At 63.8% G+C, this 14221-nt stretch carries 14 protein-coding genes; 5 read left to right on the forward strand and 9 right to left on the reverse strand.

Translation table 11 applies throughout. The features are described 5' to 3' along the window. Positions 1–885, forward strand: coding sequence for a helix-turn-helix domain-containing protein (locus MRBLMA1_RS01115; protein WP_363734559.1), 885 nt, complete (start codon positions 1–3; stop codon positions 883–885). Here MRBLMA1_RS01115 and MRBLMA1_RS01120 read toward each other — a convergent pair. The 8 genes from MRBLMA1_RS01120 to MRBLMA1_RS01155 all read right to left on the reverse strand — a co-directional run bounded on the left by MRBLMA1_RS01120 (position 880) and on the right by MRBLMA1_RS01155 (position 7824). Beyond that, complete coding sequence (locus tag MRBLMA1_RS01120; RefSeq protein ID WP_363734560.1) at positions 880–1896, reverse strand: aldo/keto reductase; 1017 nt, start codon at positions 1894–1896, stop codon at positions 880–882. The genes MRBLMA1_RS01115 and MRBLMA1_RS01120 overlap by 6 nt on opposite strands. Positions 1897–1948: 52 nt before the next feature. Further along, on the reverse strand, positions 1949–2887 hold the full coding sequence (locus MRBLMA1_RS01125) for a Gfo/Idh/MocA family oxidoreductase (RefSeq protein ID WP_363734561.1): 939 nt from the start codon (positions 2885–2887) through the stop codon (positions 1949–1951). Positions 2888–2917: 30 nt separating this feature from the next. Next, the gene (locus tag MRBLMA1_RS01130; RefSeq protein ID WP_363734562.1) at positions 2918–3292 is read right to left on the reverse strand and encodes a hypothetical protein; all 375 of its coding nucleotides are present in this window, start codon (positions 3290–3292) and stop codon (positions 2918–2920) included. Between the two features lie 94 nt (positions 3293–3386). After that, complete coding sequence (locus MRBLMA1_RS01135; RefSeq protein ID WP_363734563.1) at positions 3387–4283, reverse strand: class III extradiol dioxygenase subunit beta; 897 nt, start codon at positions 4281–4283, stop codon at positions 3387–3389. After that, positions 4283–4705 (reverse strand): protocatechuate 4,5-dioxygenase subunit alpha, encoded by a 423-nt coding sequence (gene ligA, locus MRBLMA1_RS01140; RefSeq protein ID WP_363734565.1) that lies wholly within the window; start codon positions 4703–4705, stop codon positions 4283–4285. Before ligA ends, MRBLMA1_RS01135 begins: the two co-directional genes overlap by 1 nt. Next, complete coding sequence (locus MRBLMA1_RS01145; RefSeq protein WP_363734566.1) at positions 4702–5724, reverse strand: amidohydrolase family protein; 1023 nt, start codon at positions 5722–5724, stop codon at positions 4702–4704. Before MRBLMA1_RS01145 ends, ligA begins: the two co-directional genes overlap by 4 nt. After that, on the reverse strand, positions 5721–6608 hold the full coding sequence (locus tag MRBLMA1_RS01150; RefSeq protein ID WP_363735364.1) for an NAD(P)-dependent oxidoreductase: 888 nt from the start codon (positions 6606–6608) through the stop codon (positions 5721–5723). Before MRBLMA1_RS01150 ends, MRBLMA1_RS01145 begins: the two co-directional genes overlap by 4 nt. A 64-nt stretch (positions 6609–6672) precedes the next feature. Further along, positions 6673–7824, reverse strand: coding sequence for a LysR family transcriptional regulator (locus MRBLMA1_RS01155; protein ID WP_363734567.1), 1152 nt, complete (start codon positions 7822–7824; stop codon positions 6673–6675). A 105-nt stretch (positions 7825–7929) separates the two neighbouring features. Here MRBLMA1_RS01155 and ligK point away from each other — a divergent pair, with 105 nt between their 5' ends. Genes ligK through MRBLMA1_RS01170 form a run of 3 tightly spaced genes read left to right on the forward strand, consistent with a single transcriptional unit; the run spans position 7930 to position 10545 of the window. Next, the gene (gene ligK, locus MRBLMA1_RS01160) at positions 7930–8604 is read left to right on the forward strand and encodes a 4-carboxy-4-hydroxy-2-oxoadipate aldolase/oxaloacetate decarboxylase (RefSeq protein WP_363734568.1); all 675 of its coding nucleotides are present in this window, start codon (positions 7930–7932) and stop codon (positions 8602–8604) included. Beyond that, positions 8597–9661 (forward strand): 4-oxalomesaconate tautomerase, encoded by a 1065-nt coding sequence (locus MRBLMA1_RS01165; RefSeq protein ID WP_363734569.1) that lies wholly within the window; start codon positions 8597–8599, stop codon positions 9659–9661. The genes ligK and MRBLMA1_RS01165 overlap by 8 nt, the downstream gene beginning before the upstream one ends. Then, positions 9658–10545 (forward strand): amidohydrolase family protein, encoded by an 888-nt coding sequence (locus MRBLMA1_RS01170; protein ID WP_363734570.1) that lies wholly within the window; start codon positions 9658–9660, stop codon positions 10543–10545. Before MRBLMA1_RS01165 ends, MRBLMA1_RS01170 begins: the two co-directional genes overlap by 4 nt. Before the next feature lie 57 nt (positions 10546–10602). On the opposite strand, the gene MRBLMA1_RS01175 is transcribed toward MRBLMA1_RS01170, so the two are convergent. Next, on the reverse strand, positions 10603–11727 hold the full coding sequence (locus MRBLMA1_RS01175; protein ID WP_363734571.1) for a mannitol dehydrogenase family protein: 1125 nt from the start codon (positions 11725–11727) through the stop codon (positions 10603–10605). A 430-nt stretch (positions 11728–12157) separates the two neighbouring features. Here MRBLMA1_RS01175 and MRBLMA1_RS01180 point away from each other — a divergent pair, with 430 nt between their 5' ends. Continuing rightward, on the forward strand, positions 12158–14050 hold the full coding sequence (locus MRBLMA1_RS01180) for an NPCBM/NEW2 domain-containing protein (RefSeq protein ID WP_363734572.1): 1893 nt from the start codon (positions 12158–12160) through the stop codon (positions 14048–14050). Positions 14051–14221: the final 171 nt, after the last annotated feature.

Below are 14221 nucleotides of genomic sequence, written 5' to 3' on the forward strand. Positions count from 1 at the left end.
ATGAGCACAGCCGTTCCGACCTTCTACCTCTATGGTGAGCCGCAAAGGGCAGTCGAAGCCGGCTTTGTCCATGTGGAAAGCCTCGACGATCGATCGCGACCCAGCGAATGGACGATCCAGCCGCACATCCATCGCGATCTCAACCATGTCATCCTGATCTGCGAAGGCGGCGGGGCCATGCGCGCCGACGGTGACACGGTGTCGTTCGATGCCCCCTGTCTGCTGCTCGTCCCCGCCGGGATAATCCACGGCTTTACCTGGCTTCGCGAATCTCTCGGCTGGGTGACGACGATTTCCGACAGCTACCTGCAACATCTCCTCAGCCGCGACGATGATCTTCAACCGCTGTTCCGCGCTCCACATGCGGTCTCGCTGCCGCCAGCCGATTTCGCGGAGGCGGAGGCGGCCATCCAGCGCATGGCGAGGGAACTTGCCTGGTCAGGCCCCGGCCAGCGCGGCGCGGTGGAAGCGCTGCTTCTCGGCCTGCTGGTTCAGGCGCTTCGCCATGCGGCCCCCGGCGATGCTGGTGCCGCCAGCAGCGGCAGGCAGGCCCGCCTCGTGGCCCGCCTGCGCGAACGCATCGAACAGCGCTTTCGGGAACGGGATCCGGTTGCCGCCCATGCCCTCGCGCTCGGCGTCAGCGAAACGACGCTGCGCCAGGCCTGCTCCTATGTCGCGGGCATGTCTCCGGCCGCCATGGTCGATGAACGCGCCCTGTTGGAGGCGCGCCGCCTGCTCATCTATTCCAATCTTTCGATCGCGGAAATTGCCTATGCGATCGGCTTTGACGACCCGGCCTATTTCTCCCGCTTCTTTACTCGCCATGTGGGGCGCCCGCCCAGCGACTGGCGAGCCGGCGGAGGCGGGGCCAGCCGGTCGTCATGAAACGTCCAGCGGTTCGCCTTCCCAGATTTCCGTATCGACCTGCGCCTGGGCGGATTGCGGATAGCGCGGGCCGGAAACGGCGCCCCGACTGAACAGGGCATCCGCCTGCGCCAGCGCGTCCGCTGATATGGACATGGACAATGTCGCCATATTCTCCGCCAGATGGTCGGGACTGGCGGTCCCCGGAATAGGCAGGACATGGTCTCCACGCGCCAGCAGCCACGCAAGGCTGAGTTGAGATGTCGTGCAGCCCGCCGATCGCGCAATGGCCGCGAGTTTGCCGGCCAGAAGCAGATTGGCCTCGACATGAGGCGACCTGAAACGCGGCAGCGTGGCCCGCAGGTCGGGCGGTTCCACTGCGGAGGGCGGCAGGGACCCCGTCAGCATCCCCCGTCCAAGCGGTGAGAACGCAACAAAGGCGGTTCCCAGCTCCCTGCACGCATCCAGGACCGCAATTTCCGCATTGCGGGTGAGCAGCGAATATTCCGTCTGCATCGCGGCGATCGGGTGCACGGCATGGGCGCGCCGCAATGTCGCCGCCGACATTTCGGACAGGCCGATCGCCCCGATCTTCCCGGCCTCGACCGCCCGCGCCAGGGCGCCGACCGAGTCCTCTATCGGCACCTTGGGGTCCAGCCGGTGCAGATAGTACAGGTCGATATGGTCGGTGTTCAGCCGCCGCAGCGAATCCTCAAGAACACGGCCAATGGCCTCCGGCGATCCATCCAGACCACGTTTCCCGTCGATCTCCGCGAGCACGCACTTGCTGGCCAGGGTGAATTCGGAACGGCGATGCATGATCGCGCGCCCCAGCAATTGCTCATTGGCGCCAAAACCATAGAGCGCGGCCGTGTCGAAGAATGTGACGCCCAGGTCCAGCGCGCGAAGCAACAGGCGCTCGGCATCGGCCGGTTCGGGCTTGGGCAGATAGGCGTGCGACAGGCTCATGCAGCCCAGCCCAATCGCGGACACGCTGGCTGAACCGACCCTGCGCTGCGGCAACTGGACCACGGACCTTCCTCCTTCCTCGGGAGCAGGGACAATGCCCCGCTCCCCGATCATCCTATGCGAGCTGCTTTTCCAGTTCGCCCAGTACGCGATAGCAGTCAAACACCTTGGCGACGCTGGAATTGGGTTCGCGGCCTTCGCGGATCGCGCTGACGAACTCGCGGTCCTGCAATTCGATGCCGTTCATCGACACGGCGACCTTGCTGACGTCGATCGGTTCTTCCTTGCCGTTCACCAGATCGTCATACCGCGCGATATAGGTGCCCTTGTCGCCGATATAGCGGAAGAAGGTGCCGAGCGGCCCGTCATTGTTGAAGCTCAGCGACAGGGTGCAGATCGCGCCGGTTTCGCTCTTGAGCTGGATCGACATGTCCATGGCGATGCCCAGTTCGGGATGGATCGGCCCCTGCATGGCATGGGCATCGACGATCCGGCCGGCCTGATAGGCAAAGAGGTCCACGGTATGCGCGGCGTGATGCCACAGCAGATGGTCGGTCCAGCTGCGCGGCTCGCCCTTGGCATTGATGTTCCTGCGGCGGAAGAAATAGGTCTGGACGTCCATCTGCTGGATGTTCAGCTCGCCCGCGCTGATCAGATTATGGACATATTGGTGCGATGGATTGAAACGGCGGGTATGACCGACCATGCACACCAGGCCGGTTTCCTGCTGCTTCGCGAGCACGGCCTGCGCATCGGCCCAGCTGTCGGCCAGCGGGATTTCGACCTGGACATGCTTGCCCGCATTCATGCAGGCGATCGCCTGGTCCGCATGCATCTGCGTCGGGGTGCACAGGATCACCGCGTCGACATCGTCGCGGGCCAGCGTTTCATCAAGGTTGGTGGTGGCATGGCCGATGCCATATTTGGCGGCGATCGCCTGGGTCGGTTCCAGATTGCGGCCGACCAGCGAGGTGACGGTCACGCCGTCGATATTCCTGAGGCCATCGAGATGCTTTTCGCCGAACGCTCCGGCGCCCGCCAGGGCAATACGCATATCCGTCATTCCTTCTTCACTTGGTTCGTTTCACCCGCTCTCCAGCCGGCGAAAACTCTCATCCATATTCTCGTGCGCGCTGCGAAGCCTGGTGACGGACTCGACATAGGCCGGGTCTCTCGTATCCAGCAGAACGGCGGGCCACTGGGCCTGATGTTCCGCCACCGCCGTCCGAAACCGCGACACCGCCTTGCGGAAGCCGTCGAACTGCGGCGTATCGCAACCTGGCCGGCCCGCACTCACCAGCGGAATGAGAGCCCCGATCTGCTCTGCCATCCGCCGTCGCAGTCGCACCACTTCCTGCCGCCACCCATCCGTCCCGGCGCTTGAAGCCGCGGCGATCTGCCGGTGAAGGAGCTGTACCTCGGCAAGCACCTGCCCGATGTCGAAGAAACGGCCGGTCACCCGATCGTTCCCACGCAACCCCGTAATGCCTGTGTCATATGACCCTCCCTTGACGCCCGTCTCCCTCTTGCCGGGGATTTTCGGGCGATGTGCCTCATGTCGGAGCGATAGGCGGTCCTCCTTCGCTGCCGGTCATGTCATATCCTTCGCCATTATCCGGCCGCAGCACAAGATGGCCGATCGCGGTGTTGGAACAGGGCACATGATAATGGCGGTGGAGCGCGCGGGTCTTGCTGCCCAACGCGCCGCGCATGATGAGCCACATCACCATCTCGATGCCCTCGCTGCCTGTTTCGCGCAGATATTCGATATGCGGGATGCGGCGCAGATGGTCGCTCTCCCCGATCAGGCCGTCAAGGAAGCGATTGTCCCATTCCCTGTTGATGAGGCCCGCGCGCGCCCCCTGAAGCTGGTGGCTCATGCCGCCCGTGCCCCATATCTGCACGTTCAGGTCCTCGGGGAAGCTCGCCACCGCCCTGGCGATCGCCTCGCCCAGCGCCCAGCAGCGATTGCCCGACGGCGGCGGATAGGTGACGACATTGACCGCCAGCGGAACGACCTTGCACGGCCAGGCGTCGGGCTTGCCGAACATCATGGAAAGCGGGACGGTCAGGCCGTGGTCGACATCCATCTCGTTGATGATGGTCATGTCGAACTCGTCCAGGATCAGGCTCTGGGCGATATGCCAGGCGAGGTCGGGATGCCCCTCCACATCGGGGACGGCGCGCGGCCCCCAACCTTCGTCGGCGGGCTTGTAGCGTTCGCCGCAGCCGATGGCGAAGGTCGGGATGACCTTCATGTCGAAGGCCGACGCATGATCGTTGTAGACCAGGATCACGACGTCGGGCTTCTCCGTCTTCTCCCACTCGCGGGTCCAGTCATAGCCGGCGAAGATGGGCCCGAAATACTCGTCCCGGTCCTTGCCGAAATCCGACGCGACGCCCAGCAGCGGCACATGGCTTGATGCGACGCCTGCGGTAATGCGGGCCATCAGCGTTTCTCCTTGATGGACCGAAGCCCTTCGGGGGAGCGGCCCCCTTTGTTCATCATCTCCCGATATTCGGGAAAGCTCATGTCGGTCATCGTGCTGACCGCCTCGGCAAAGGGCAGGCCGTCCGTCGAGAACAGCTTGGACAGGAAATAGATGTTCCCGCCCAGGTCCAGGCACGCATTATAGTCGCGCGCCAGCAACGCCTGCTTCTGCGCCTCGGTCAGCGGCCATTCGTCCATATAGGCGCGCTCGTCCGCCTTGAACCGCTCGCGATTCTCCGCCTTCATCAGGCTCATGGCGAACTGGTTCATGTGATAGCCCTGCCGCGCGCGCTTCGCGGTAAAGACGCGCGTGCCCGGAATATCCTCGAACTCGGCGAGATATTCATGAATGTCCTGATGCGCGGGGCGTTCGGTCGTCATAGTCCCCGCTCCCTCAGCATCGCGTCCAGCCGCGGGAAGACGCGGCGGGCATTGCCCTCGAAGATGGCGTGCTTTTCCTCCGCGCTGATGTCGAGCGCGTCGACATAGCGCTTGGTGTCGTCGAAATAATGACCTGTGGTCGGGTCGATCCCGCGCACGGCACCGACCATTTCGGATCCGAACAGGATATTCTTGTTGTCGATCACATCCGCCAGCAGGTCGATGCCCGGCTGGTGATAGACGCAGGTGTCGAAGAAGATGTTGTTCATCAGATGCGTGTCGAGGCTGGGCTTCTTGAGCATGTCGGCCAGCCCGCGATAGCGCCCCCAATGATAGGGCACGGCGCCCCCGCCATGCGGAATGATGAAGCGGAGGGTGGGGAAATCAGCGAACAGGTCTCCCTCCAGCAACTGCATGAAGGCGATCGTGTCGGCCGCGATATAATAGCCGCCGGTCGCATGCATCGCCGGGTTGCAGCTCCCCGAAACATGGATCATCGCCGGCACGTCCAGCTCCACCATCTTCTCGTAGAACGGGTACCAGTAACGGTCGGTGAGCGGCGGATGCCGGAAATGCCCGCCGCCCGGATCGGGATTGAGGTTGCAGCCGATGAAGCCCATGTCGACGCAACGTTCCAGTTCCGCGATACTGTTCGCCATGTCGGCCTGCGGCGACTGCGGCAACATGCACACGCCGGCAAATGTGTCGGGGAACATGGCCACGACCCTGGCGATCAGGTCGTTGCAGCGGATCGCCCATTCCCTGGCGACTTCCGCATCCCCGAAATGGGGCGCCATGGCCGATGCGCGGGGGGAGAAGATGGTCAGGTCAGCGCCGCGTTCCCTGATCAGGCGCAGCTGGTTGGACTCGATGGTGTCGCGGATCTCGTCGTCGGAAATTTCCGGATAGGCGGGGGCGGGCACGCCTGCCTTGTATGCCGCCTTCTGTTCCTCGCGCCAGGCGTCATGCCCCTTGGGCAATACGGTATAATGGCCGTGACAGTCGATGATCAGGCTCATGCGGCATCCGCCTTTCGTGCATTTGATTGAATGATCTGGCTGATCTTCGCGCCCAGCCCCTTGCCCGGCGCTTTCACGCCCAGCGCGCCGATCGCGTGCTGCCGTTCCACCGTGCCCCGGCTCATCGCGGCGCCGGTGCCCAGCCCGTCGAGCGTGCGGACCACCTCTTCCATTTCGGCGGCGCGGCGCAGGCCATGGATCATCATGCGGTCCAGATTATAGTCCGCCCGGTCGCCCCATGATTGCGCCTTGTCGCTGGCGTCCAGGGAAGCGAGCACTTCCTCGCGCACGCCCGCTGCCTCGGCCGCCAGCACGCATTCGGCGGTCAGCGCCTCCAGCCCCTTCACCATGACGGATCGGATCATCTTGATGGAGGAAGCGCGGCCGACGTTTTCGCCGACCAGATTGATGTTCGAAAAGCCAAGGGCCGCGAGCCGGGACGCGGCCTGCGCGGCCATGGACCCGCTCAGCAGCAGCGGAACGGACAGGCGCGCCGGGTTGACCGGCGCCATCACCGCCACGTCGACATAATGGCCGCCCGCCGCCTCGACCAGGCGCGCGGCCTGCTCCTTCGTCTGGGGGGCGACGCTGTTCATGTCGCAATAGATCGATCCAGCGCGCAGCCATGCCGCCGCCGCCTCCGCCACGGCCAGCGCCTGGTCCGCGGTCACCAGCGACATCACCAGATCGACGCCGGACAAGGCCTGCTCCATAAACGGCGCATATGTCACGCCGGCTGCGGCATAGGCATCCCGCATCGCCTGCGCGTCGGCGGGATCATCTGTCTTGCGGTCGAACACATGGGCGCGCGCGCCCCATTTGCCTGACCCTGCAAAGGTGGACCCTGCCTCGCCAAATCCGATCAGACCCAGTTCCTGCTCCATGCAGCGGGGCATGGCGCATAGCCCGGCGGTCCGCCAATCGAATCCATGCGCCCCTTATAAGAATTTACGAATATATGTTGCCCGCCTCGGTTTCCACGGCGTCCAGGAAACGGGCCTGCAGGCGCGTCGGACGCCAGCCCGCCCGAATGGTGACGCCGATGGTCCGGCTGACCGAACCGGGTGCCGGACCGATGCCGGCGACAATCCCCACCTCCAGTTCCAGCGCGAGCTGGTCGACCGACAGCAGCGTCAGATAATCGCCGCCCAGCAGCAACTGCCGGATCGTCATCACCGAACCGCACTCGATCGGCACGGCCGGCAACGTTCCGCCCAGCGCGGCGAACATCCGTTGCCACAATTGCCGCAGCGGTGCGCCTTCGGGCGGCAATATCCAGGGAAAACGGCGCAGGTCATCGGGGGTCCACCCGCCTGCCAGCGGATGTCCCGCCCGCCCGATGATGATCGGCCGATCCTCGAACAGCGGCCTTTGCACCAGATCCTGCCCGATCGAAGGGTCGCGCAGCGCGCCGATCATCATGTCGATCTCCCCGTCGCGCAGCGGCCCGACAAGCTCCGCATGGGAGCCTTCATGGACGCTGATGTCGACATGCGGGAAGCTTGCGCGGAAACTTGCGATCGCGGCGGGGAGAAGGCGCGCGCGCGACAGCGGCATGGCGCCGACGATGATCCGCCCGCCTTCCTGCCCGCCTATGTCGGCCATGTCTTCCAGCCCGGACCGCAGCTCCGCCAGCGCCAGCCGCAACCGTCGCGCCAGCGCCGCGCCCTGCCGCGTCAGCACCAGCCCTCGACCCCGCCGCTCCGCCAGTCTGTAGCCCATGGCCAGGCCCAGATCGCTTACCGCCCGGTGCAGCGAAGGTTCGGTCACGCCCGCTTCGGCCGCCGCCGCGGGGTAGCTGCCCGCCCGCGCCAGCGTCACGAATGCGCGGATCTGCGCCGCCGTGACCCGGCTGCTGCCGATCAGGCGCAATGCCGCGTCCACGCGCGGCGCCAGCGCCAGCGCCGCCTCGGTCGGGGCCATGCCGCCCGGCTGCCGTTCGAACAGCGGCAGTCCCAGTTGCGCCTCCAGCTTCGCGATGCCCTGGGTCACGGCGGGTTGCGTCAGATTGACCGCGCGGGCGCCCAGCGAGACGCTCCCCCGCTCGACGACGGCGGCCATGGCCGCAAGATGACGGATATTGAACTGGTCAGGAGCCATGGTGGATAATTAGCAAAAATTTATGGCCGGCGCATAGATCGGATTTGTCCCCATTCACCGCCTCGTTCATGGAAATGCGAATTGCATTGCATGGGGAGCAGGATCATGTCCGGCGTCGTTGTCCAGAATATCGAGCGGGCGGACCTCTCCGTCATTGACGGCCTCGCCCGATGCGGCGTCGCCACCGTGCACGAGGCGCAGGGCCGCACCGGCCTGCTGGCGCCCTATATGCGCCCCATCTACCCCGGCGCGCGGATCGCGGGCAGCGCGGTCACCATTTCGGCACCGCCGGGCGACAACTGGATGGTCCATGTCGCCATCGAGCAGTTGAAGGAAGGCGATGTCCTCCTCCTCGCGCCCACCAGCCCCTGCACCGACGGCTATTTCGGCGATCTCCTCGCAACCTCGGCACTGGCGCGGGGTTGCCGCGGGCTGATCATCGACGCCGGGGTGCGCGACGTGCGCGATCTGAAGCAGATGGACTTCCCCGTCTGGTCGAAGGCGGTACACGCCCAGGGCACGATCAAGGCGACGCTCGGCAGCGTGAACGTGCCCGTCGTCTGCGCCAACGCCCTGGTCAATCCGGGCGATGTCGTGATCGCGGACGATGACGGCGTCTGCATCGTGCCGCGCGCGAATGCCGCAGCGGTGCTGGAAAAGGCGCAGGCGCGCGAGGCGGCGGAGGAGGCGAAGCGCGTGCGGCTGGCGGCCGGGGAACTGGGTCTCGACATCTACAACATGCGGCCGCGCCTGGAAGAAATGGGGCTGAAATATGTCTGATCCCCATCGGTCCGCCCGCGTGATGTGGATGCGCGGCGGCACGTCCAAGGGCGGCTATTTCCTGAGCGAAGACCTGCCCACCGACGTCGCCGCGCGCGACGCCTTCCTGTTGCGGATCATGGGTTCGCCCGACCCGCGCCAGATCGACGGCATGGGCGGCGCCGATCCGCTGACTAGCAAGGTTGCGGTGGTGAAGAAGTCGGAGCGGGAGGGTGTCGACGTCGATTACCTCTTCCTTCAGGTCTTCGTGGACCAGGCCATCGTCAGCGACGCGCAGAATTGCGGCAACATCCTTGCGGGCGTCGGCCCCTTCGCCATCGAGCGCGGTCTCGTCGACGCGCCGGACGATGAAACCTGCGTCGCCATATTCATGGAGAATACGGGGCAGATCGCCATTGCCACGGTGAGCACGCCCGGCGGCAAGCCGTGCTATGACGGTGCAGCCAGGATCGACGGCGTGCCGGGCTCCGCAGCGCCCGTCCCACTGGAGTTTCGCGACACGGCCGGCTCATCCTGCGGCGCGCTGCTACCCACCGGCAATGCCTTCGATGTGGTGGAGGGCGTGCGCGTCACATTGATCGACAACGGCATGCCCTGCGTCGTGATGAAGGCGCAGGACGTCGGCATCAGCGGCTATGAGGACCGCGAGACGCTGGACAATGACGCCGCGCTCAAATCACGGATAGAGGCGATCCGCCTGGCCGTGGGCGAACGGATGAACCTGGGCGACGTCCGGGAAAAATCGGTCCCCAAGATGATGCTGGTCGCGACGCCCCGCAGCGGTGGCGCGGTCACGGTGCGCAGCTTCATCCCGCATCGCGCCCATGCCTCGATCGGCGTGTTGGGCGCGGTCAGCGTTGCCACGGCCTGCCTGATAGAGGGTTCTCCTGCCGCCGAGGTTGCAAGCGTTCCTTCCGGCCCGCGCAAGATATTGTCGGTCGAACATCCAACCGGCGAAACCACCTGCGTGATGGAACTGGACGAAAGCGGCGCCGTCACCAGCGCGGCCATGCTGCGCACCGCCCGCAAGTTGATGGATGGAGAAGTTTTCGCATGAGCGCCCCAGAAAGCAACCGGATCGTTTCCTGGCACGCAAACCCCTCTGTCCCCAGCTTCATCCCGCCGGCGGGGGCGGTCGACGCGCATTGCCATGTCTTCGGCCCGATGGCGCAGTTCCCCTTCAGTCCCAAGGCCAAATATCTTCCTGAAGATGCCGGCCCGGACATGCTGTTCGCGCTGCGCGACCGGCTGGGTTTCGCGCGCAACGTCATCGTACAGGCAAGCTGCCATGGCACCGACAACAGCGCGACCCTGAACGGCATCGCAAGGTCGGCCGGCATGGCGCGCGGCGTCGCCGTGGTCGATCCCGCCATCACCGACGCCGAACTCGAACGACTGCACGAAGGCGGTATGCGGGGCGTGCGCTTCAATTTCCTCAAGCGGCTGGTCGACGACGCGCCCAAGGACAAGTTCCTGGAAATCGCAAAGCGTATCCAGTCGCTCGGCTGGCATGTGGTGGTCTATTTCGAAGCGGACATATTGGAGGAAATGCGTCCTTTCCTGGACGCGATTCCGACCCTGATCGTGATCGATCATATGGGACGGCCCGACGTCAGCCAGGGCCTGGACGGCATGGACATGAAGGCGTTCCGCCGCCTGCTCGACAGTCGTGATGATATATGGACCAAGGTGACCTGCCCTGACCGGCTCGATCCCAAGGGTGCGCCCTGGGACGATTTTGCCCGCTCCGTCGCGCCGCTGGTGGCGGATTATCAGGATCGGGTGCTGTGGGGCACCGACTGGCCGCATCCCAATATGGAAAAGGCCATTCCCGACGATGGCGCGCTGGTCGACATGATCCCCCGCATAGCCCCGACCGTAGAGTTGCAGCGCAAGCTGCTCGTCGACAATCCCATGCGCCTTTACTGGCCGGAAGGCTGACGGCGATTTTCCCCGGTCAAGCTGCGTGGTTTGATTGCAGTCTCGGCTTGCGGAGGATCAGATGTTCGCGGCTCTTACGGCTCGTAATCGCGGCATGGGAAGATCGCCATCGGCTGTTTGCGATATCCAGTCGATGAACCCGCCGATGCGTTTCGCGACCTTTGCGCCGTGGCCCTGGTGAATATCGGCAAGCCGATGGGCCAGATATGGGTTGGAAAAGCGATCAAGCGTCGTTGCGACATAGTCCCTGGCCTCATCACCCATTCCGTGCCGTGCGAAGCCGGGGATCACTTCGTCGTTGAAAACATCGCGTAGCGCAGCGGCTTCGTCCGGGTCGTGCATGGCATCGAGAACCGTCATCTCCCGCCGGGCGCCTGCTCGCGCCCAACGGTCGGCAAGCCAGCTATGGCCGAGATTCAGAATGTGTAACTTCAGGCGTTCGAACCGTTCCAGTTCATCGGTGATCACGATTGCGGGATGGCTGAAGGGCAGGGCAAGGCCAGGCCGGCTCCCGATCGCCCATAGTGCATAGGGTTCGGCAATCGCGCCCAGCGGTTCCAGCGGCTCGCTGACGATGCGGTCGACGAGCGTATCGGGCCAAAGGCAATCTGCATCGAGCCACCGAAGAAAGTCGGCAGGCAAAGCCAATGCGCGGGCCAGTTCGGCCACAGAGCGATGCAGCGCCTGGCCATTCGATGGAACCAGTTCGCAAGGCAGGATGGTGATGCCCCCCTTCGCAGCGGCCCAGCGGCGGTACAGCAGCGCCAGCAGCAGCAGGGCAAAACCGCCGCGAGGCGGTTCATCGCCCACCATGGCGGCCGCAGCGGTTTCGGCGTCGCCCGGCACGACATAGCCGCTGTCACCGGTGTTCGAGACTACATGTGTCGCTTTGGTTGTGAAAAGGTCGCGGATTTTCGTCCAATCCGTCGCAACTGCATAGCCCGCAACCACACTGCGCACCCGCGTCGTACCCTCGACCGGGTTACCGTCGATCAGCCCGCGTATGATCACGTCGAAACCGGCCGGGTCGCCAAAGGCCGTGACGCGGCTGGTGCGGGCAGCGTCGCGCGTGGTCTTGACCACGACAACGGGGGGCACGTCCGCGCCGGCGAGGCGCGCTTCATGCGCGAACAGGTCGACATGCGCCTGCAGGAATCGGCTTGTTCCAAACTGGATGATCACGCCGTCTCATTGCATGAAAGAAAATGAAATAACATATATAAAAATAGACGTGAGATTCTTCAGCCTGAAAAGGAGGGGAATGGAAAGACGTCATACATAACTACTCATACATAAAATTGTTCCTCGGCGAATTATCACGCCTTTGACCAGGGCGGCTTGTGAATCTGGCTTACGCATTATCGCTCCGGCAAGACAGGATAAACCTTGTGTCGGTTAAGGTGAGCGCATCCATGGAAAATCCGAACCCGGCGCCAGTGCATGGTCATCGAGCGCTTGCCTTCTTCAATATTGTATGACTAATAAGCATGTCTTGATCGAACGCGGTCTTTGGATCGCGCTTGAATGGGCAGCGCGGTGGAAGCCAGCCATCGGCATTGTTCTGGCAACGGATTCCGTCGCGCGACGATCGATAATCAAAAGGGGTGAAGGAATGCTGCGTTCGCTTTATTGGGCCAGTGCCGGATTGGCCATGATCGCCGCAGGGCCGGCATTCGCGGACGATCTTGCCGCAACCGGCGGATGGAGCGCCAATACCAAGGGTCAGGCTGCAACCCCACCGATGGGCTGGAACAGCTGGAACGCTTTTCATGGCGACATTGACGAGGAAAAGGTTCTCGCATCGGCGAACGTCATCGTTAACAGCGGACTTGCCGCCAAGGGCTTCAAGAGCATCAATATCGACGACGGCTGGTGGTTGAAGCGCGATATGGCGACAGGTCGCGTGATAATCCGCACAAAGACATTCCCGTCGGCGGCGATGCCGGACGGCTCCACCAGCTTCAGGCCGTTGACCGACCGGCTGCACGCAATGGGACTTCGGGCGGGGATTTATTCGGATATCGGGCGCAACACCTGCGGGCAGGTCTTTGGCAACGGTTCGAGCACGAACCCGGAGGGGTCTGTGGCCGAGCGCGAAGTCGGGCTTTACGGCCATGTGGATCAGGACATCGGGATCTTCTTCAAGGAATGGGGTTTCGACTACATCAAGGTCGATGGTTGCGGCATCCGTGCCCTGCCGGCTTCCAGTCCATTGGTGAAGAATGGCACCTATCGCGCCTTTCCACCCTTGATCGACTTCGATTCCATCCAGCGCACCGATGTCAAGGCGGTCCGCGGGTTGTTCGAGGAGGTTGCGCAGGCGCTGGACCGACACAATCCGGACGGGCAATATACCTTCTCGCTATGCATCTGGGGATCGGCGGACGTCCGCAGCTGGGCCGCCAAGGTCGGCAACCTGTCGCGAACGAGCGAGGATATCACCCCGCAGTGGAGCCGGATGCTTCACAACATGGACACGGCGGCGCGGCGCGAGCTTTATGCGCACCCTGGGTCGTGGAACGATCCCGACATGCTGTTTATCGGCAGCGGCGAGTTCGACGCCGCCCATATGACCGAAGCGCGCAGCCATTTCAGCATGTGGGCCATGCTCAACGCACCGCTGATCATCGGCTTCGATCTTCGCAAGGCCAATGCCGAACAGCTTGCCGTCCTGGGCAACAGCGCGATCATTGCGCTCAACCAGGATCCTGGCGGGCATCAGGCCGTCCTGGCTTATGATTCCAACGATCTGCAAATCTACGTCAAGACGCTGGCGAACGGAGACAAGGCGGTTGCCCTCCTCAATCGGACCAGCGCCCCGATCGAAGCGGACCTGACGGCTGCACAGCTTAAGCTGGCCTCCGACGCGCAGATCGGCATGACCGATCTGTGGAGCGGCAAGACCATGCAGTTCGTCGGGGAGACCAAGCTGCCGGTGGGCCCCCGCGAGACGCTGGTCTATCGCGTCTCGGGCCGGCATTTGCTGCCCAATGGATCTTATCTGTCAGAGCTGCCCGGCAATGTCTATCCGGCGGTCGATGGCGTCACGGCGCGCCAGCTCGATCCCATGATTCATCGCGGGCTGGGGCCGTGGACGGGCACGCGGGGCGGGGGCGAACCGCCGCGTTACGCCGGTTGGGGCGGCGCTCGCGCCGATCGCGCTCCATTGGGCCAGGAACTGAGCATTTACGGCACCAAATTTCCGTACGGTATCGGAATCATGGCCAATTCTCGGATCGAGGTGCGCAATCCGGGCAAGCGAAAGCTGGTTGCACAGGTAGGGATCGACGATTCAGGTGATGCCGGCGGGCGCCGGGTTCGGTTTGAAATTTATGGTGACCGAAAGCTCCTGTCCCAATCAGCATGGCAGGCTGCGGGAACAGCTCCAGCATCGATTGAGGCATCGGTTGCCGGTTATCGCATCATTGAACTGGTTGCCCGGACTGACCGGCCCGGCGGTGGTGATTTCCCGGTAAGCTGGGGCAACGCGGCACTGACCGACTGAGGGATGGCATAGCCGCGTCCTGCCGGTTCAGGGTTGGTCGTCATCTCTGAACCGGCAGGCGTGATATGCGCCCATCCCGATTTCAGCAGCTCCCGCCTTACATCAATGAACGGGGCGTTCCCGTAGACCGATAGAGGGAGGAGGCGGACAGCCAATTAGGCCATCCGCCGG

Origin of the sequence: Sphingobium sp. LMA1-1-1.1, assembly GCF_040676365.1 — a bacterium.
GTDB lineage: Bacteria > Pseudomonadota > Alphaproteobacteria > Sphingomonadales > Sphingomonadaceae > Sphingobium.